At 73.7% G+C, this 18229-nt stretch carries 17 protein-coding genes; 8 read left to right on the top strand and 9 right to left on the bottom strand.

The genetic code is table 11. The annotated features are described in order from the left end of the window. A complete protein-coding gene (locus tag ABT247_RS00370; protein ID WP_350735549.1) occupies window positions 1–168 on the bottom strand; it encodes an SflA family class IV lanthipeptide in 168 nt (55 codons plus the stop codon). A gap of 244 nt (window positions 169–412) precedes the next feature. Continuing rightward, window positions 413–1048: an NAD(P)-dependent oxidoreductase gene (locus ABT247_RS00365; RefSeq protein ID WP_350735546.1), complete on the bottom strand. Its 636-nt coding sequence runs from the start codon at window positions 1046–1048 to the stop codon at window positions 413–415. Window positions 1049–1138: 90 nt separating this feature from the next. Here ABT247_RS00365 and ABT247_RS00360 point away from each other — a divergent pair, with 90 nt between their 5' ends. Next, window positions 1139–1831: a TetR family transcriptional regulator gene (locus ABT247_RS00360; RefSeq protein WP_350735543.1), complete on the top strand. Its 693-nt coding sequence runs from the start codon at window positions 1139–1141 to the stop codon at window positions 1829–1831. A gap of 19 nt (window positions 1832–1850) precedes the next feature. Here the strand turns inward: ABT247_RS00360 and ABT247_RS00355 are convergent, their stop codons facing one another. After that, window positions 1851–2342 (bottom strand): Lrp/AsnC family transcriptional regulator, encoded by a 492-nt coding sequence (locus ABT247_RS00355; protein WP_350735540.1) that lies wholly within the window; start codon window positions 2340–2342, stop codon window positions 1851–1853. A gap of 162 nt (window positions 2343–2504) precedes the next feature. On the opposite strand from ABT247_RS00355, the gene ABT247_RS00350 reads away from it, so the two are divergent. Then, window positions 2505–4196 carry a PLP-dependent aminotransferase family protein gene (locus tag ABT247_RS00350; RefSeq protein WP_350735537.1) on the top strand — a complete coding sequence of 564 codons (1692 nt, stop codon included), beginning with the start codon at window positions 2505–2507 and terminating at the stop codon, window positions 4194–4196. 225 nt (window positions 4197–4421) lie between these two features. Next, window positions 4422–5354, top strand: coding sequence for a LysR family transcriptional regulator (locus ABT247_RS00345; RefSeq protein ID WP_350735535.1), 933 nt, complete (start codon window positions 4422–4424; stop codon window positions 5352–5354). A 121-nt stretch (window positions 5355–5475) separates the two neighbouring features. On the opposite strand, the gene ABT247_RS00340 is transcribed toward ABT247_RS00345, so the two are convergent. The 3 genes from ABT247_RS00340 to ABT247_RS00330 all read right to left on the bottom strand — a co-directional run bounded on the left by ABT247_RS00340 (window position 5476) and on the right by ABT247_RS00330 (window position 7925). Next, window positions 5476–6708: an MFS transporter gene (locus tag ABT247_RS00340; RefSeq protein WP_350735533.1), complete on the bottom strand. Its 1233-nt coding sequence runs from the start codon at window positions 6706–6708 to the stop codon at window positions 5476–5478. A gap of 128 nt (window positions 6709–6836) precedes the next feature. Continuing rightward, complete coding sequence (locus ABT247_RS00335) at window positions 6837–7049, bottom strand: hypothetical protein (protein WP_350735530.1); 213 nt, start codon at window positions 7047–7049, stop codon at window positions 6837–6839. A 195-nt stretch (window positions 7050–7244) separates the two neighbouring features. Then, the gene (locus ABT247_RS00330; protein ID WP_350735528.1) at window positions 7245–7925 is read right to left on the bottom strand and encodes a LuxR C-terminal-related transcriptional regulator; all 681 of its coding nucleotides are present in this window, start codon (window positions 7923–7925) and stop codon (window positions 7245–7247) included. A gap of 166 nt (window positions 7926–8091) precedes the next feature. Between ABT247_RS00330 and ABT247_RS00325 the strand changes: the two genes are divergently transcribed. Next, the gene (locus ABT247_RS00325) at window positions 8092–11262 is read left to right on the top strand and encodes a bifunctional cytochrome P450/NADPH--P450 reductase (protein WP_502892352.1); all 3171 of its coding nucleotides are present in this window, start codon (window positions 8092–8094) and stop codon (window positions 11260–11262) included. A gap of 83 nt (window positions 11263–11345) precedes the next feature. Here ABT247_RS00325 and ABT247_RS00320 read toward each other — a convergent pair whose 3' ends face one another. Beyond that, a complete protein-coding gene (locus ABT247_RS00320) occupies window positions 11346–12284 on the bottom strand; it encodes a S1 family peptidase (protein WP_350735525.1) in 939 nt (312 codons plus the stop codon). A gap of 632 nt (window positions 12285–12916) precedes the next feature. Continuing rightward, complete coding sequence (locus ABT247_RS00315; RefSeq protein WP_350735523.1) at window positions 12917–13480, bottom strand: GNAT family N-acetyltransferase; 564 nt, start codon at window positions 13478–13480, stop codon at window positions 12917–12919. A gap of 296 nt (window positions 13481–13776) precedes the next feature. On the opposite strand from ABT247_RS00315, the gene ABT247_RS00310 reads away from it, so the two are divergent. The 4 genes from ABT247_RS00310 to ABT247_RS00295 all read left to right on the top strand — a co-directional run bounded on the left by ABT247_RS00310 (window position 13777) and on the right by ABT247_RS00295 (window position 16696). Further along, window positions 13777–14667, top strand: coding sequence for a S1 family peptidase (locus ABT247_RS00310; protein ID WP_350735520.1), 891 nt, complete (start codon window positions 13777–13779; stop codon window positions 14665–14667). A gap of 220 nt (window positions 14668–14887) precedes the next feature. Then, a complete protein-coding gene (locus tag ABT247_RS00305) occupies window positions 14888–15544 on the top strand; it encodes a hypothetical protein (protein ID WP_350735517.1) in 657 nt (218 codons plus the stop codon). 50 nt (window positions 15545–15594) lie between these two features. Next, on the top strand, window positions 15595–16329 hold the full coding sequence (locus tag ABT247_RS00300) for a ribonuclease H family protein (RefSeq protein ID WP_350735514.1): 735 nt from the start codon (window positions 15595–15597) through the stop codon (window positions 16327–16329). A gap of 136 nt (window positions 16330–16465) precedes the next feature. Further along, window positions 16466–16696 carry a hypothetical protein gene (locus ABT247_RS00295; RefSeq protein WP_350735512.1) on the top strand — a complete coding sequence of 77 codons (231 nt, stop codon included), beginning with the start codon at window positions 16466–16468 and terminating at the stop codon, window positions 16694–16696. Between the two features lie 66 nt (window positions 16697–16762). On the opposite strand, the gene ABT247_RS00290 is transcribed toward ABT247_RS00295, so the two are convergent. Next, on the bottom strand, window positions 16763–18118 hold the full coding sequence (locus ABT247_RS00290) for a hypothetical protein (protein WP_350735509.1): 1356 nt from the start codon (window positions 18116–18118) through the stop codon (window positions 16763–16765). Between the last annotated feature and the right edge of the window lie 111 nt (window positions 18119–18229).

Below are 18229 nucleotides of genomic sequence, written 5' to 3'. Positions count from 1 at the left end.
TCAGGAGTTGAAGTCGCAGGCGAAGCGGGTGGTGGCGGTGACCCACGGGTCCGCCAGACACGCCGTGGCCTCGTGGCCGCCGCGGTCGTCGTCCTCGAAGGCGATGGCCTCGTCGTCGACCACCAGCGGGCCTGCGTCGCGGATCTCGTCGATCATGGGTACGGGCATGTGACGCCTCCAGGTCTGGTCGTGCCTCGGGCGATGGCGACGCCGCGGATCGCGGCCGTCGCGAACCGACCGGCCCGATGGGGCCGGGGTTCCTGGACCATGAAGGTAGGGAGGAACGGTGGGCCTGGCAAGGGGTCCGGACCGATCGACTCCACTCGTCGGACACAATCGTGGAGGAATCGTGGCTCCGCTTTCCGCCGTGCGCGGCCCGGTTTCTGACGTCTGATCAGCAAATGGCGCAGGGTCAGGAGCTGACGCCGACCGCGTGCCGGAAGCTCGCCCGGTCCGTGACCAGGTCCAGCATGGCCCGTGCGACATCGGCGCGGGGGACGGTGACCCCGGCCGGTCCGGTCTCGACGGCGTGCCGGTAGCGCCCGCTCCCCGGGCGGTCGGTCAGTCGCGGCGGCCGGACGGCCGTCCAGTCCAGGTCGCTCTCGGCCAGGACGCCCTCCATCGCCGCCAGGTCGGTGTACACGTCCCGGAGTGCCGCCCAGAGCAGGGGGCCGAACACCTTGGCCGCGAGGAAGGGCTGCCCGGTGCCGGCCCGGTTCAGCGGCGCGGCGCTGACCACGAGGATCCGGCGCACCCCGACGGCCGTCATGGCGGCGGCCGCCGCGCGGGCGGAGGTCGAGGCCGGCTTGAGCGGGTCGGTCCGGCCGGCCTGGCCGATGCCGGAGAGGACGGCGTCGGCGCCGTCGATCACCGGCTCCAGCGAGGCGGGGTCGAGGGCGTCCGCCCTGACCACGGTCAGCCGGTCGTGCCGGACGGGCAGCCGGGCCGGGTCCCGGACGGCGGCCGTGACCCGGTGCCCGTCGGCGAGGGCGTGGGCGACCAGGTGGCGGCCGATGCCGCCGGTGGCGCCCAGAACGGCGAGTTCCATGACCCCTCCCGGGGGTGGGTGAGTGCTCACTTCCTTCTTCTTCCGATGGTGAGTGAGTGCTCACCCACCTGTCAAGGTAAGCTGGCGCCCATGACGACCGAGGGCAAGCGCGAAGGCACCGGCGAGGGCGCGGGGGAAGACCGCAGCGCGGGGCACCGGCCGCTGACCGGTGGCGCACTGACCAGGGCTCGGGTGCTGGACGCCGCAGCCCGGCTGATCGGCACGGTGGGGCTGGTACGGGCCACCACGAAGGAGATCGCCCGGGAGGCCGGCTGCTCGGAGGCCGCCCTGTACAAGCACTTCCGGGACAAGGAGGAGATCTTCGTCCGGGTGCTGCGCGAACGCGCCCCGCGCCTGGCCGACGCCGTCGCCGAACTGCCCGCGCGCGCCGGGGAGGGCGCGGTGCGGGAGCACCTGGAGGCGGTGGTCGAGGTCGCCGTGCCGTTCTACCGGCAGTCCTTCCCGATGGCCGGAGGCCTGCTCGCCAGCCCCGAACTGCTCGCCGCCCACCGCCGCAAGCTCGACGACGCCGGTCCGCACCAGGTGAGTTCGCACCTGGCCGACTACCTGCGGGCCGAACAGCGGCTGGGCCGCGTCGCCGCCGGCATCGACCCGGACGCGGCCGCGGTGCTGCTGGTCGGCGCCTGCTTCCACCGCGCCTTCCTGGAGGTCTTCTACGCCGGGGAGGCTCCCGCCGAGGCCCTGCGCCCCGCCGGCCTGGCGGAGTTCGCGGGCGCGACCGTCCGGGCGCTGCTCGACGGCGTCGGAGCTCCCGGGGCCTGAGCCGCGCCAGGCCGCGCGGTCAGCGCCCGGGCGCGAGGTAGCGGCGGCCCGGTATCTGCTCGAAGATCAGGTTGGTCCGGGTCTGGGCGACCGCCGGGTGGGTGGTGAGGTGGTCCACCACGAAGTCGCGCAGGGCCTCGGGGCCCGCCACGCCCACGTGGAGCAGGTAGTCGTCCGAGCCGGCCATGTGGAACACCGCCAGCACCCCGGGCAGGTCGGGTGCGGTGCTGCGGAAGCTCTCGTTCTGCTCCCGGGTGTGGGCGCGCAGCCGTACCGAGATCATCGCCTGGAGCGGCAGCCCGATCGCGGCCGGGTCGAGTTCGGCGCGGAAGCCGCGGATGATGCCGCGCTCCTGGAGCGCGCGGACGCGGGCCAGGCAGGTGGAGGGGGCGATGCCGACGGCCGCGGCCAGGGCGTTGTTCGGCAGGCGGGCGTTGTCGGCCAGGACGCGGACGATCGCCCGGTCCACCTCGTCGACGGGCGCGCGCCGGGCCTGCGGATTGTTCGGCATGACTGCCAGGATCCCAGCCCGGCCCGCAGATTCGCAAACCTGATCGGCCCCGGACCGAATGTTCTTCGGACGGCCTTCCCGGTCGGCGACGAAAGTTCCATCCTTGCCGCGGGTGACGAACGTCCGTCCCCGTCCGCAGCGACCCCCCGGAGCGCCCCGTCCATGAGCCCGACCGCGTCCGCCGCCCTCGTGCCGTCCGCAGCCCCGTCCGCAGCGCCGTCCGCGGCCCCGTCCGCGGTCGACCCGGGCCCGGAGCTGGACGGCCGGGACTTCGCGCTCCCCGCCGACGGCCTGGACGACGGGCAGCGGCTGCGCGCACTCGACGCCGTCGACGAGTACCTGACCCGCAAGCGAAACCACCTGGTCGGCTACCAGGCCACCCAGGACATGCAGGGCACCGCGCTGGACCTGGCCCGGTTCATGCCGAACAACATCAACAACCTCGGCGACCCGTTCCAGAGCGGCGGCTACAAGCCCAACACCAAGGTCGTCGAGCGGGCCGTCCTCGACTACTACGCGAAGCTCTGGCACGCGGAACGCCCGCACGACCCGGCGGACCCGGAGTCCTACTGGGGCTACATGCTGTCCATGGGCTCGACCGAGGGCAACATGTACGCCCTCTGGAACGCCCGGGACTACCTCGGCGGCAAGGCGCTCATCCAGCCGCCGACCGCCCCCTTCGACGCGCTGCGCTACGTCAAGGCCGCGCCCGACCGGCAGAACCCGAACGCCCACCACCCGGTGGCCTTCTACTCCGAGGACACCCACTACTCCTTCGCCAAGGCCGTCCGGGTCCTGGGCGTGGAGACCTTCCACGCCGTCGGACTGGAGAAGTACGCCGACGAGTGCCCGCTGGTCGACCCGGTGACCGGCCTGCGCACCTGGCCCACCGAGGTCCCGTCCCGCCCCGGCCCCTCCGGGCTGTCCTGGGACGGCCCGGGCGAGATAGACGTCGACGCCCTCGCCGTACTGGTCGAGTTCTTCGCCGCCAAGGGCCACCCGATCTTCGTCAACCTCAACCTCGGCAGCACCTTCAAGGGCGCCCACGACGACGTCCGCGCGGTCTGCGAGCGCCTGCTGCCGATCTTCGAGCGGCACGGTCTGGTCCGGCGCGAGGTCGTCTACGGCACCGACCCGCGCACCGGCGAGCCGCTGGTCGACCTGCGCCGCGGCTTCTGGATCCACGTGGACGGCGCGCTCGGCGCGGGCTACGCGCCGTTCCTGCGGCTGGCCGCCGAGGAGCCGGAGGAGTACGGCTGGACGCCGGAGGTGGACCTGCCGGAGTTCGACTTCGGGCTGCGGCTGCCCACCGAGCGGCACGGCGAGGTTGACATGGTCTCCTCGATCGCGATGAGCGGCCACAAGTGGGCCGGTGCGCCGTGGCCGTGCGGCATCTACATGACGAAGGTGAAGTACCAGATCTCGCCGCCGTCCCAGCCGGACTACATCGGCGCACCGGACACCACCTTCGCCGGATCCCGCAACGGCTTCTCGCCGCTGGTCATCTGGGACCACCTGTCCCGCCACTCCTACCGCGACCAGGTGGAGCGGATCCGCGAGGCCCAGGAACTCGCCGCCTACCTGGAGCGCCGGCTGGCCGCCATGGAGCAGGAACTCGGCGTCGAGCTGTGGCCCGCCCGCACCCCGGGGGCCGTGACGGTGCGCTTCCGCAAGCCGAGCCCCGAGCTGGTGGCCAAGTGGTCGCTGTCCTCGCAGGACGTGCTGATGGTCCCGGGCGACGAGACCACCCGGCGCAGCTACGTCCACGTCTTCGTGATGCCCTCGGTCGACCGGGCCAAGCTCGACGCCCTGCTCGCCGAACTCGCCCGGGATCCGGCGATCCTGGGGCGGTGACGGGCCCGCGCCGCCCCTGAGGACCCTTCAGGTCCGGCCTACTCCGATCAGGGGTGGGGCCGGGCCGCGGTGCGTCCGCGCCCGGGGTTGCTGCGCGCCCGCGCCCCGGGGCGAGCCGGGGCCGTTGTCCTTGATCGTTGCCACACCGCATCATGGGGACAGGACCGGCCGCCGGGGCCGGCCCCACCGTTCCCGATCGGTGAGGCGTTGACGGAGACCGTGCAGATGGAGCGCATCGACCCAGGGCCGGGGCTGCCGGGGCTGCCAGGGCTGTCGGAGTTGCCGGAGCTGCCGCTCCGGGAGCTCGAGTGCTTCTCGGTGCTGGTCCACCACCTCCACTTCGGGCGCACGGCCGACGTGCTCGGCGTCTCCCAGGGGCGCGTCTCACAGATGATCAAGCGCCTGGAGAGCCGGGTGGGCGCCCCGGTCTTCGAGCGCACCAGCCGCCGTGTCGAACTGACCGCTCTGGGACGGATGCTGGCGGACCAGGTGGTGCCCGCCTTCCGCCGGCTCCGCGAGGGCTTCGACGCTGCCCGTGCCAGCGCGGTGGCGGCGGACCGGCCCCTGCGGATCGGCTTCCAGGGCGTCGTCCACGAGCCGGTCGCCAAGGCGATAGCGGGCCTTCCCGAGCACGCTGCGCACCTCGTGGAGCTCCCCTGGGGGGACCCGTTCACACAGCTGCTCCGGGGGGAGGTCGACGCGGCCATCGTCCTTGCTCCCTGTCACGAGAAGGGCGCTCGCGTCGTGCTGGAGTTCTCGCGGCAGCCGATGTGCGTGGCCGTGTCCAGCACGCACCGCCTGGCACGCGGGACGGCTGTCTCCGCCGGTGAGCTGTCCCGTCTGGGGTTGATCGAGCCGCTCGGGCCGGCACCCGACTACTGGCGCCAGGTGAACGCGCCGAGGAGGACGCCCGGTGGGCACGAGTTGACCTACTCGGCGGGCGCCGGGACGATCCAGGAGGCGCTCACGACCGTGGCGAGTACGCGGCTGGGCCTGTTGCTGTGCGAGGCGAGCACCCGGTACGTCCGGCGCCCGGACATCCGCCACCTGCCGGTTCCCGACCTGGAGCCGACGAGCCTGCTCCTCCTGGAGAACGAGCGGAAGCCGCACGGCCTGACCGGCCGGTTCGCCGAACTCCTGGTGCGGAACACCGGCTGAGACGTCGCCACCGAGACCGGCAGCCGCTCGCGTCGGCGCGTCCCGACGGGCGCGCCGGTCTGCCGCGAGCGGCCCAGGCCGGGGCCTGGGCCGCTCGGGCTTCGGGCGGTTGGAGGTGGCCTCAGCCCGAGCAGGCCGGGGCCTCCCGCTCCTCGCGCCGGGAGCGCGCAGCCGCCGGTCGCGGACGTGAACCGAGCGCGATGACCAGTGCGATCAGCGTGACCAGCGACGCGGAGAACAGGACGGCACGGCTCCCTGCGCCGTCGATGACGAGCCCACCGGCGAGGGCGCCCACGGCGATGCTTGCGTTGAACACACCGGCCCACAGCGCGGCCGACGCCTCGACGCGTTCCGGAGCGGCCTTGCGGACCCAGCTCTGCGTCGACACCGAGACGCCGCCGTAGGAGAAGCCCCAGAGGACGAGCGCGAGCAGGACCGTGCGGGTGCTCACCGCGGCGAACGGCAGCAGCACGGTGGCCAGCGCTATGCCGGCCAGTGCCACGGACACGGCTGCTCCGGTGCGCCGCCCGGCCAGCGGGCCGATGGTGAAGTTCCCCGCGACTCCTGCCAGGCCGTAGGCCAGCAGTGCGACCGCGACCGCGCCCGCGCTCATGCCGGCGTCGAGCTCGAGCACCGGGCGGACGTACGTGTAGCCGGTGAAGTGGCCGAGCACCACGAGCGCCGTGATCGCCAACCCGATGGCGACACCGCGGTTGCGCAGGGCGTCGACGATTCCGTCCGCGCTGCTCCGCCGGCGCACGGGGAGCGCCGGGAGCGCGACGGCGAGGGCGGCCGCGGCGGCCGTGCCGAGGAGCCCGAGCGCCCAGAAGGCGGCACGCCAACCCAGGTGCGCCGCGAGGTACGTCCCCAGCGGAACACCGAGGACCGAGGCGATCGAGACTCCGGAGAAGATGAGTGTGGTGGCGAGGGCGACGCGGGGACCGTCGGCGAGTCTCGGGCCCAGTCCCGCGGCGAGTCCCCATACGACGCCCATCGAGACTCCGAGGAGGATCCGGGCGGCGGCCAGCACCGGGAAGCTCGGTGCGAACGCGGTCAGGGCGTTCCCCAGGGACAGCAGGCCCATGAACGCAACGAGCACCCACTTGCGGTCGCGGAGGCCGATGAGCGCGGGGACGAAGGGGGAGACGACGGCTGCGACGATCCCGGTGACCGAGAGGGAGAGGCCGGTGACCCCGTCCGAGACGGAGAACGTCTTCGCCATCGGGGTCAGCAGGCCCACCGGCATCATCTCGGAGGAGACGACCGTGAACGTGGTCAGCGCTACAGCGATCACCGGTGCCCGGCGGTACGCGATCCCGGTCGCCGTCCGGTCGACCATGTCGGAACTGTTCATGCAGTCAGCTCATCAGCGCCGACCGGGCGCAACAAGATCGTTCACCTCAAGCTTCGATTAGCCCGGGTAATGGAACGGCTCCGAGGCCGTGTCCCGCGGAGGGGAGCGGCGCACGCGCCGGGCGGCCGCTACGCGATGCCCTGCCCGTCGATGTCCGCTCCCCACTGGTCCTCACCGACCGCGCCCACGCAGTAGCCGCCACCCTGCACGGTGCCGCCGGCCTCCTGGCACTGCTCGGCGGTGACGTCGTGCCGGAGCGCCCAGGCCGGGGCGGAGGCGCCGAGGACGAGGAGGACGGCGGTGAGGGGGGCGGCCAGCCGGGCCGGCGATGAAGTGATCATGTGTCCTACGGCAGCACGCCCCGAGGACGGCGGCGAGTCCTGTGCCGCCGTTCGCGGACTGCCAGGGCGGCTTTCCGGGCTGCCGGGTGGTGCCGGGCTGCCGGGTGGCGCTGCGGGCTGCCGGGGCGGTTCTCCGGGGTGACGGGCGGAACGCCCCGCGCCCTCCGACGCGGCATCGGCGGGAGCGTCGCCCAGTCACCCCGGCCCGGCCACCTCCGGGGGCCAGGCGCCGGGCACGAGGACACCGAGGGCGTAGGCGCGAGCGACCAGAGCGGTGCGGTTGGGCAGCTGCCAGCGGCGGGCGAGCCGGGCGAGGTGGTAGTTGACGCCGTCCGCGGTGAGCCCGATCTCCTTGGCGATCCGGGCGGTGGTCGCGCCCCGAGCGGCCGCGGCGAGGATGCGGGCCTCGATCGGGCTGGCGCCGGCGCCCGGGCCGGCCGTCTGCGCCGCGGGCCGGGCGGGCGGCTCGTCCAGGGCGCGCAGCGACAGCAGCAGGTTCGGGGTCTGCTCCGGGGTGTCGGCGACCAGGTCGACGGTCATCTCGCCGTGGCGCTCGCCGCCGTCCACGGGAGTCCAGGACACCCGGGCCGGGTACTGCGAGCGGCGGTGCAGGCGGACGGCGTCGGCGAGCGCCTGCAAGGTGGTGCTGTCCCGCAGGCTGAAGTACTCCAGGATCCGGCGGTCGCGCAACTGCCCCGGCAGGACGCCGAACTCGGCCGCCATCGCGCGGTTGACGATCAGGATCCGGCCGCCGAACTCCACCACGGCTATCGGCAGCGGCACGTGGTCCAGCAGGCGCAGCGCCCGGTTGCGCCAGATCACCGCGGCGTCGAGCCGGGTGCCGGCCGCCGGACCGCAGCCGTCGGTCGGTCGCATGCTCCGCACTCCTCCCGCGGCACCCGCCCGCATCAGATCTGACGGGTCGTGGGCAAGTCTCCGGATGCCGCAGGCACTACACAATCATGTAGTGATCGCTGCCGTGCGCACCTCCCGGGGGCGCAGAGTGGAGGAGTCGAGAACTTTCCCAGGGAGGGACCAAGCGATGACCGACACCATGACCGAGGCCGTGCCGGCTCCACCGACCGTGCCGCCGGCGCCGGCCGGGACCGTGCCCCTGGTGGACATCTCCGCACTCCCGCCGGTCTCCGCGCCCGTGCTGCGGACCATGGAACTGGTCAGAGAGCACGGACCGGCCTACGTCCAGCGGCTGCACGGGCGCGACACCCTGGTCGTCGGCAGCCTGGACCTGGTGGAGGAACTGGCCGACGAGGAGCGGTTCCGCAAGGCCGTCGGCCCGGCGCTGGAGAACGTCCGCGAGTTCACCGGCGACGGCCTGTTCACCGCCTACAACGAGGAGCCCAACTGGGCCCGGGCGCACGACATCCTGATGCCCGCCTTCGCGCTCGGCTCGATGCGCACCTACCACCCGGTGATGCTGCGGGTGGCCCGCCGGCTGATCGAATCCTGGGACCGCCGCGCGGCCGCCGGGCTGACGGTGGACGTGCCCGACTCCATGACCCGGATGACCCTGGACACCATCGGGCTCGCCGGGTTCGGCTTCGACTTCGGCTCCTTCGAGCGGGACGACCTGCACCCCTTCGTCGAGGCGATGGTGCGCTGCCTGGAATGGGCGATGACCAGGCTCACCCGCGACCCGGAGCTCGACCACAGCGAGCGCGACGCCGCGTTCCGGGCCGACGCCGACTACCTGGCCGGGGTGGTGGACGAGGTCATCACCGCCCGGGCCGCCGGCGGCGGACAGGGGCCGGCCGAGGACCTGCTCGGCCTGATGCTGGACGCGGTGCACCCCGTGGACGGCACCCGGCTCGACATCGAGAACATCCGCAACCAGGTGATCACCTTCCTGATCGCCGGTCACGAGACCACCTCGGGCGCGCTGTCCTTCGCGCTGTACTACCTGTCCAAGCACCCCTCCGAACTCCGGCGCGTCCAGCGGGAGGTGGACGCGCTCTGGGGCGACCGGCCCGACCCGGAGCCCACGTACGAGGACGTCGGGCGACTGCGCCGCACCCGCCAGGTGCTCAACGAGGCGCTGCGGCTGTGGCCGACCGCTCCCGCGTTCAGCCGGGAGGCGCGCGAGGAGACGCTGCTCGGCGGGCGGATCCCGGTCCGGCCGGGCCAGCCCGTCTTCGTGGTCACGCCGATGCTCCACCGCGACCCGGCCTGGGGCGACAACCCGGAGCTGTTCGATCCGTCCCGGTTCGACCCGGAGCGCGAGGCGGCCCGCTCGCCGCACGCCTTCAAGCCCTTCGGGACCGGCGAACGCGCGTGCATCGGAAGGCAGTTCGCGCTGCACGAGGCCACCATGCTGCTGGCCATGCTGGTCCACCGCTACCGGCTGATCGACCACGCCGACTACCGGCTGACCCTCAAGCAGACCCTCACCATCAAGCCCGACGGCTTCACCCTCGCCCTCGCCCCGCGCACCCCCGCCCCGACGGCGCAGCCCGTCCGCGGCGCGGCCGGCGCCGCCGAACGCTCCGAACTGCCCGGCCGGGTCCGACAGGGCACCGGCCTGCTGCTCCTGCACGGCTCCAACTACGGTGCCTGCCGCGAGTTCTCCCGCCACCTCGCGGAGGCGGCCGCCGAACTCGGCTGCGCCACCGAGATCGCCCCGCTGGACGCCTACGCGGACGGGCTGCCCACCGACCGGCCGGTGGTGATCACCGCCGCCTCGTACAACGGGCAGCCGACCGACGACGCCGCCGCCTTCGTCCGCCGGCTGCAGGAGGACGGGAGCGCGGTCGGGGTCGAGTACGCGGTGCTCGGCATCGGCGACCGCACCTACGCCGCCACCTACCAGCGCGTCCCCGCCCTCATCGACGACCGGCTCGCCGCCCTCGGCGGGACCCGGCTGCTCGCCCGCGCGGAGGCGGACGCCTCCGGCGACCTGTCCGGCACGGTCGGGGAGTTCACCGAGGCCCTGGGCACCGCCCTGCTGGAGCGCTACGGGGACGCCGACGCCCCGGCCGCCCCCCGCCAGGAGGAGGCCGGGTACACCGTCACCGAGCTGGTCGGCGGCCCGCTGGACGCGCTGGCCGCCCGGCACGGCATGGTCGAGCTGACCGTCACCGCCGTCGAGACCCTGACCGACCCGGCGTACCACCGGGTGAAGCGGCTGGTCCGGCTGGCGCTGCCGGAGGGCGTGGAGTACCGGACCGCCGACCACCTCACCGTGCTCCCGGCCAACGACCCCGACCTGGTCCGGCGGGCCGCCGACCTGTTCGGCGTCGACCTCGGCACCGTGCTCTCCGTGGTGGCCCACCGGCGCTCCGGCCTGGCCCTGGACCGTCCGCTGACGGTCCGCGAACTGCTGACCCACCACGTGGAGTTGCAGGACCGCCCGAGCGCCGCGCAGCGCACCGTGCTGGCCGGACTCAACCCCTGCCCGCCCGAGCAGGCCGCGCTGCGGGCGCTGCCGGCGGACGACCCGCGGACGCTGCTCGACCTGATCGAGGACCACCCGGCGCTGCGCGGGCGGTTGAGCTGGCCGGTCCTGCTGGACCTGCTGCCGCCGATGCGGCCGCGGCACTACTCGATCTCCTCCTCGCCCGCCGCCGACGCCGGCCGGGTCGACCTGATGGTCTCGGTGCTCAGCGCCCCGGCCCGGTCCGGACGGGGAACCTTCCGCGGGACCGGCTCCGGCTACCTCGCCCGGCTGGCCGTCGGCGACACCGTACGGGCGCGGGTGCAGCCGTGCCGGGAGGTGTTCCGGATCGGCCACGACACCCCGGTGATCATGATCGCGGCCGGCACCGGCCTGGCCCCCTTCCGCGGCGCGGTCGCGGACCGGTGCGCGCTAGCCGGGGGAGGGGCGGAGCTGGCCCCGGCGCTGCTGTACTTCGGCTGCGACGACCCGGAGGCGGACTACCTGCACCGGGCCGAACTGGAGGCGGCCGAACGGGCCGGTGCGGTCTCGATGCGGCCGGCGTTCAGCGAGCGGCCGGTGCAGGGGCGGCGCTTCGTCCAGGACCGCATCGCCGTCGAGGCGGCGGAGGTCTGGGGACTCCTGGAAGCCGGCGCGCGGGTGTACGTGTGCGGTGACGGCGCCCGGATGGCGCCGGGCGTGCGGGAGGCCTTCCGGACGCTGTACCGGGAGCGCACGCCGGGGGCGGACGAGCAGCGGGCCCAGGACTGGCTGCAGGGGCTGGTCGAGTCCGGCCGCTACGTCGAGGACGTGTACGCGGGCTGACGGGAAGCGGGCCCGGCAGGCCGGAGCCCGAGCCGTCCCGGCTGCCGCACCGTGCGGCGGGCCGGACGGCTCGGGCTCGCGGATCAGTACACGTTCACGTGGTAGTTGGCGAGCGCCGCGTTGACCGGCTGGAAGAAGGTCGTCCCGCCGACGGTGCAGTCGCCGCTGCCGCCCGAGGTGAGGCCGAGCGCCTTGGAGCCCTCGTACAGCGGGCCGCCCGAGTCGCCGGGCTCGGCGCAGACGTTGGTCTGGATCAGGCCGGTGACGGTGCCGCCGCCGGAGTAGCGCACGGTGACGTTGAGCGCGGTGACGGTGCCGGTGTGGGTCCCGCTGGTCGAGCCGGTGCGCGTGACGTGCTCGCCGACGTAGGCGTTCGGGGCGGAGGTGAAGCCGCCGGGGTTGCTCAGCGCGAGGTTGTCGTACCGGACCAGCGCGTAGTCGTGGCCGGGGAAGGTGGAGCTGACGGTGGGGCCGATCGGCGTGCTGTGGGCGCGGTCGGTGTACCAGCTGCTGGCGACGTTCCCGCAGTGCCCGGCGGTCAGGAAGTAGTGGGTGCTGCCGCTCACCACGTTGAAGCCGAGCGAACAGCGGTACTGGCCGCCGTAGATGGCGTCGCCCGCGGCGAGCAGCGGGGTGAACGCCCCGGCGACCCGGTGGATGGTCAGGGTGGCGGCCGCCGGGCCGGCGGCGCGCATGATCCTGGCGAGTCCTTCGGGGGACACGGTGCTGTCGGCGGTCACCACGACGCGGCCGGCCGCCTGGTCGACGTACCAGGCCGTTCCGTCCACCGCGGCGTTCATGACGGCGTCGCTGACGGCCGCGAGCTGTTCGGGGGCGGCGGTGTTCAGGGGGGTGGTGGTGTCCGCGGGGGTGGTCGTGTGGACGGGGGTGGTGGTGTCGACGGGCGCGGCCGCGGCGCCCGGCACTGCGACCGCGGTGGCGGTCAGCAGGCCGAGGGCCACGGCGAGCAGGCGGGTGCGGCGTGTGGTGCCGGTGCTGGGGGTCCTGCGCAAAGTCCTCACCGATCTCCTCCTGGGAGTGGGAGGCCCCGGGGGTCGGGGGCCGTGAGGCGCGGTCAGGAGACGGGCGGACACCTGCCGGTGCTGTCCGGAAGCACGGAGGATGATCTGCCCCTGACAGGCGCTGTCCGGAAGTATGAGGAAGCGGAAGTTCCGGTACAAGCTTTCTGACCTGGTGTCGGCGGACCCGCTCGCCGTCGGCCGAACCCGCCGATCCGCCGTTCGGAGACTGCGGCCTCGCCCGCTCACCCGGTTGCCGCGCCCGGCGCTTCGTGGGCGTCCCGGATCACCGGGGGCTGCCGATCGATCGGTCGGAAGGCGGCGGAAGAAAGTGTTATCGCCCGGGGTGCCGGACGGTCTCCTGGGCACGGGAACGGACGCGCGACGCCGCGGCAGAGGGACCGCGGCCGGCACGCGGGGTTCGAGATGGGGCGCTCCGTGCGGAGATGAGGTCTCCGGCCGCGTCCGTTCCCACGGCGTCCGACCGGATCGTCCCGTCCGGCGGCGCCGCCCGGCGGTCCGCACGCACCCCACGGCAGTGGACCGCCGGGCCCGTGCGGCGGTCCACCACCCGTCGGCCCGGTCCGTCAGCCCGTCGAGCCGCCAGGCTGTTGGGGCCTCGGGCTGTCAGAGGCTCAGGTGGCCAGCTCAGCCCATCGGGCGCGCTCCAACCGCCAGACCAGTTCCTCGCCGGTCTCGGCCGGGGCGAGCGCCTCGGCGGGACGGCGCAGGTGCTCGGAGAAGCCGAGCCGGGCCGGAACGGCGGCGCTCGGCAGATTGGCCGGGTCGTGCACGATCTCGATGAAGTCCACACCCGGCAGGCGGAAGGCCTGCTCGGCCAGCGCCCGCGCGGCCCGGGTGGCGATCCCGCGGCCGGTGGCGCCGGGGTGCAGCCAGTAGCCGATCTCCCGACCGTTCTCCGCGGTGTCCGAACGCCGGAACAAACCGCAGGCGCCGACGATCGCGCCGTCCAGCAGGATCGCGAAGCTGAAGTCCCGGCCGCTCTCCCACAGCCCTGGCCGCTCGGCCAGGAAGGCGGTCGTGCTGGCCAGGCTGTGCTCCGCGACCCACGGCATGAACGGCCGCAGGTGCTCCAGTGACTCCTCGATGACCCGGAAGTACTCGGGGAGGTCCGCCTCGCCGCGGAAACGGCGCAGCGTCACCTCACCCAGCGGGATCTCCTGCTCTGCCAGCTCCATCCGTGGAGGATTCCCGCTACCCCGCCGTGCCCGCAACCCGATTACGGCGGATCCGCGGCCGGTTCGGTCCGCATGGCGGTGCGGACCGCCGGGCCGGTCGGGGCCGCACGGCCGCCGGCGCCGGCCCGACGAGTCCGGTCGGCGACCCGCGGAATGTCGCCGTGGTGGCGGAAAGTGACCGAGGCGATACTGTTCGTCCACGGTCCAGTGGCTCCGCGCACCTCCCGGACGCCGCCCGTGGCCGCCCTCCGATGACGGCCCCGGCCGTCGACCCGCGCCTGCGACAGGGAATCCCCATGCTCTTCCGCGCCGCCCGTGGCCGCCTGCGCCACGCCATGACGATCGGCCTCACCGCGGCCGTGGTCGCCGCCCTCCTGGGAGCCGGCACCACCGACCCGCCTCCCGCCCGGCTCGCGGCGGAGACCGCACCGCGCGCCCGGATCATCGGCGGCAGCGAAGTCGCGGACGACGCCTACCCGTTCATGGCCGCGCTGCTCCTCCAGAACCCCGCCGCCAACGACTACCGGAACCAGTTCTGCGGCGGCAGCCTGATCGCCCCCGACTGGGTGCTGACCGCCGCTCACTGCGTCTGGGGCTGGGAGCACGAGGGGTTCGACGTCGTCGTCGGCCGTACCCAGCTGTCCGACACCGGAAAGGGCCAGTTCCGGCACGTGGAGGACGTCAGGATCCACCCCCTGTACGACCCGGAGAGGGGCGACTACGACGTGGCGGCCGTGCAACTGGAGGAGGCGGTGTACGGCATCACACCGGTGCGGCTGCCCACCAGGGGCACCGACGCGGGGCTGCGCCCCGGCCAGGCGGCCACGGTCCTCGGCTGGGGCCTGACCGATGACGTGCTCTTCCACAAGCCCGACCGGCTGCACCGGGTGGAGGTGCCGCTCCTCGCCCACGAGGAGTGCTCGATCGCGGGCGGGTTCGACCCGGCGACCATGGTCTGCGCCGGCCGCGAGGGCCGGGACGCCTGCCAGGGCGACAGCGGCGGCCCGCTGCTGCGCACCGTGCCCGGTCGTGAGGTCTTCTACCAGATCGGCGTCGTCCACGGAGGCTACGGCTGCGGCGCGCAAGGCGGCCCGGGCCTCTACATGTCGACCGGTTCGGCGAGGCTGATGGACACCTGGCCGGACTTCCCGCTCGCCGAGGACCAGGACGCCGCCGCGGGCTCCTGAGGCCGGGGACCGTCGGCCCCTGGGCGCCCGTCGAGTCGGGGCACGCTGGAGGCCAGGGCCGGCACGGCGGTGCTCCCGGTGTACGCCGGACAGGCGCCGGCGATCCCTCGGGCGGGGACCCGGCTGCGGTGAGGCCCCGCGGCGTTCGCGCCGTCCGGGCGGGGGCGGCTGTCGGAGGGGGCGGGCAGGATGGGGGCCGGACCGGCAAGGGGAGGCGGAGTTGAGCGCCACGGGCGTGTGGGTCGTCGGCACGGTGACCGACGAGGAGCTGCGTGGCCTGCTGCCCTCGGCGGCGGATCGGGCGGCGGCGTCGCCGTTCCCGCCGCCGTCGGCGCCGGCCGGCTGTGCGGCGGAGCTGGACTGGTGGCGGGGGCGGGCGGGGGAGTCCCTGTTCGCCAGGTCGACGGACGGCCACGGGGAGTGGACCGCCACGGAGGACGCCCGGCGGCTCTGCGCGTTCTTCGACGGCTGCCGCGACGGGGCCGAACCGGTCGAAGACCTGCGCGACGCCGTGATGGAGCGGTTCCCACCCGAGGACGAGGAGGGGCTGTTCGCGGCAGCCGCCCGCAAGGCCAACCCGTTCTGGGCCCTGGCCTACGCGCTGGGGCCGGAAGCGACGCTGCGACTGCCGGGCTGGTTCGGTGACGTCCTGCTCGACTCCGCCGGGCTGCGCGCCTGCCTTCCCGTGGCCGAGGAGGCCCTGACCCTGACCGGTGCCCGGCGCCGGGACGCGATCGAACGGATCCACGCCTGGATGACCGGCCTCGGTGACGCTCCCGACCACGACGCCGATGCCCTGCTCGACGGCCCGCTGCGCGTGCTGCGGCACGCCGCCCGCACCGGCCGGGGCGTGGCCGCGTTCACCAGCTGGTACTGACCCGGGCTGCGGCTTTGGCGACCGACCGCCTGACCAGGCATGATCGGGGCATGGTGGAACGAGTCATTGCAGCGTGTGACGGAGCGGCGAAGGGCAACCCGGGCCCGGCGGCCTGGGCCTACGTGGTCGCGGACGGCGCCGGGAGGCCCCAGCGCTGGGAGGCCGGGCCGCTCGGGCACAGCACCAACAACATCGGTGAGCTGACGGCACTTCAGCAGCTGCTCGCCGCCACCGATCCCGCCGTGCCGCTGGAGGTCAGGCTCGACAGCACCTACACCCGTGACTCGGTGACCAAGTGGCTCAAGGGCTGGAAGCGCAACGGCTGGAAGACGGCCGCGGGCAAGCCGGTCGCCAACCGCGAGCTGATCCAGCGGATCGACGAGCTCCTGGAGGGCAGGGACGTCGTCTTCGTGTACGTCCCCGCCCACCAGGTGGACGGGGACCCGCTGAACGCCATCGCCGACAAGGCAGCCAGTGACGCCGCCCGCACCCAGCAGGCCGCCGCCGGGACCGCCGTCGACCTGCCGGTGCCCGACCCGGCCCCGGCCGCCCGGGCGCCCCGGGCGCGCAGCCCGCGGGCCGCCACCACGACCGGCGCCGGTGCCATGGGGAGCGCCGGCGGTACCGGCGGTCCCGGCGGCAGCGTGAGGCGCAGCGGCTCGCGCACCCTGAACGCCCGCTTCCCCGGCACCTGCCCGTGCAGCCGCCCGTATGCCAAGGGGGACAAGATCGCCAAGGTGGGCGGCAGCTGGGGCCACCCGGAGTGCGCCGCCGCCCACGCCTGACCCGGCGCTTCGCGGGCCGCTTCCCGGGGGTGGGCACCCGGGGAGCGGCCCGCGCGCGGCGACCTCGCCCGGCATCTGAGTCGACCGGTGCCCGCGCACCGTACTGATCGGTGAGGCACGAGGGAAGGTGAGTGCGGTGATCGTCTCCGAGACGCCGGAGTTCCACGTCGGGGACCAGGTGTGGGTCTACCGCGACTCCTCCTACGGCACGGTCGAGAGCGCCGTCGTGGTGGCCGCCCCGGCCGACCGCAGCCTCCGGCTGGAGTTCGCCGACGGCCACCGCAACCACCTGCGCCGCGGCCGTGTGGAGCTGCACGTTCCTCGTGGGAGACGAGGAATGACGGGGCGTCAGGAGAAGCCGGACTGACCTGCCGACCGGTCCGGCCGCGGCCCTGCGGGCGGCCGCGGCCGGACGGTCATCGGCGTCGGAGGATCACTTCTCCTGGGCGATGGACTTGATGTCCTCGAAGCTCATGCCGAGCTTGTTGAAGGCACGGGCCTGCGCCTCCGGCACGCCGAGGCCGGCCAGCTCCTTGAGCTGGGCGTCGGTCAGCGGCGCGGCCTCGGTGGCGGGCGGGACGTCGTCCGGTCCGGTGCCGTCCTCGGCGCCGCCGGCGGCGAGGGTGAGGAAGGTCTTCATCAGGTCCTCGCCGGTCATCTTCACCGCGTCGGCCGGGGCCTGGACGTTCGGCGCGGCCTGGTTGAAGGCGAGCTTCACGGGGAGGTTGACGCCGGGGCCGGCCTTGCGGTCCAGCTGCGCCAGGTCGAAGGTGGCCGAGGAGAACGCGCCGTCCTTGAGGAAGAGGTCCACGCCGACCTTGGTGTCCGGCACGTCCTTCGGGGCCTCGGTCGGGAGGTTCTTGAACTGCTGCGGGAACTTGCCGGCCAGGGGCTTGATCGCCTTGTACAGCTCGTCCACCGCGGTGCGCGCGGGGGCGCTCATCCAGATGTGCTCGGTGCCGTCCTTCTTGCCCTTGTCCTCGAAGGTGACGGTCCGGTTGAACACGTCCTTCAGGGAGTTGAGGAGCTGGTTGCCGGCCTCCGGGTCGACCGAGGGCACGGCGGCGGGGTTGTCGCCCTTGCCGCCGTCGGTCTTCTTGGCCTCGTCCGCCAGCTCCTGGAGGTCGAACGAGACCCACTTGCCGTTCAGCACGGCCTTGGCGCTGCTCAGCTCCGGGGGCAGGTCCTGGGCGGCGGTGTCGACCTCGGACGGGTCCTGGCCGGTCAGCTTGAGGACGCTCTTCACGTCGGCGTGCAGGTACGCCTTGGCGTCGAGCTGGCGGTACTCGAGGAGCGGAGTGCCCTTGCGGTCAGCGAGGACGTAGGAGACCCGCACCGACTTGTCGAGCGTGAGGTCCTTCTTCTCGTCCGCCTTCGGGGTCTTGAAGGCGTCGACCTCCTTGAGCGGCTTGTCGGCCGCGACGGCGACGGAGAGGGACAGCCCGGACAGGGCGCGGGCGCTCGTCTCGTCGGCCGCCTCTCCGGTGGCCTTGGTGAAGGCGATGACCTGCTCGGGGGTGGCTTCCACGGAGAGCGTGAAGCCGGCCGACTTGCCGTCACCCACCTTGTCGAAGGCCTTGGTGACCTTCTGGGCGGCCGAGAGCTGCTCGGCGGTGCCGCAGGCGGTCAGACCCGCGGCGAGGACGGAAGCGGTGACCGCTACGGGCAGCGCGCCGTTGGCGGCCTTGCGGATGACGGTGTTGATGGTGCTTCTCCTGTGTGACAGGGCCTGATCGATCGGGTCAGGCCAATCCCTCCCCTGCGGCGCAATGGGCCACAGCGCATACACAGGTGATCACATTATCAGCAAGATGACACGCCATTTTTTGACCCTCCTTTTAACGGATTCTGTCGTGGTCGTGACCCGGGCAGGAGGAGGCCGCAGTCCAGGCGGCGGCGG

Source organism: Kitasatospora sp. NPDC001539 (genome assembly GCF_040298565.1).
In the GTDB taxonomy this organism is placed as follows: Bacteria; Actinomycetota; Actinomycetes; order Streptomycetales; family Streptomycetaceae; genus Kitasatospora.
This window is presented reverse-complemented; position numbering and strand designations above follow the sequence as displayed.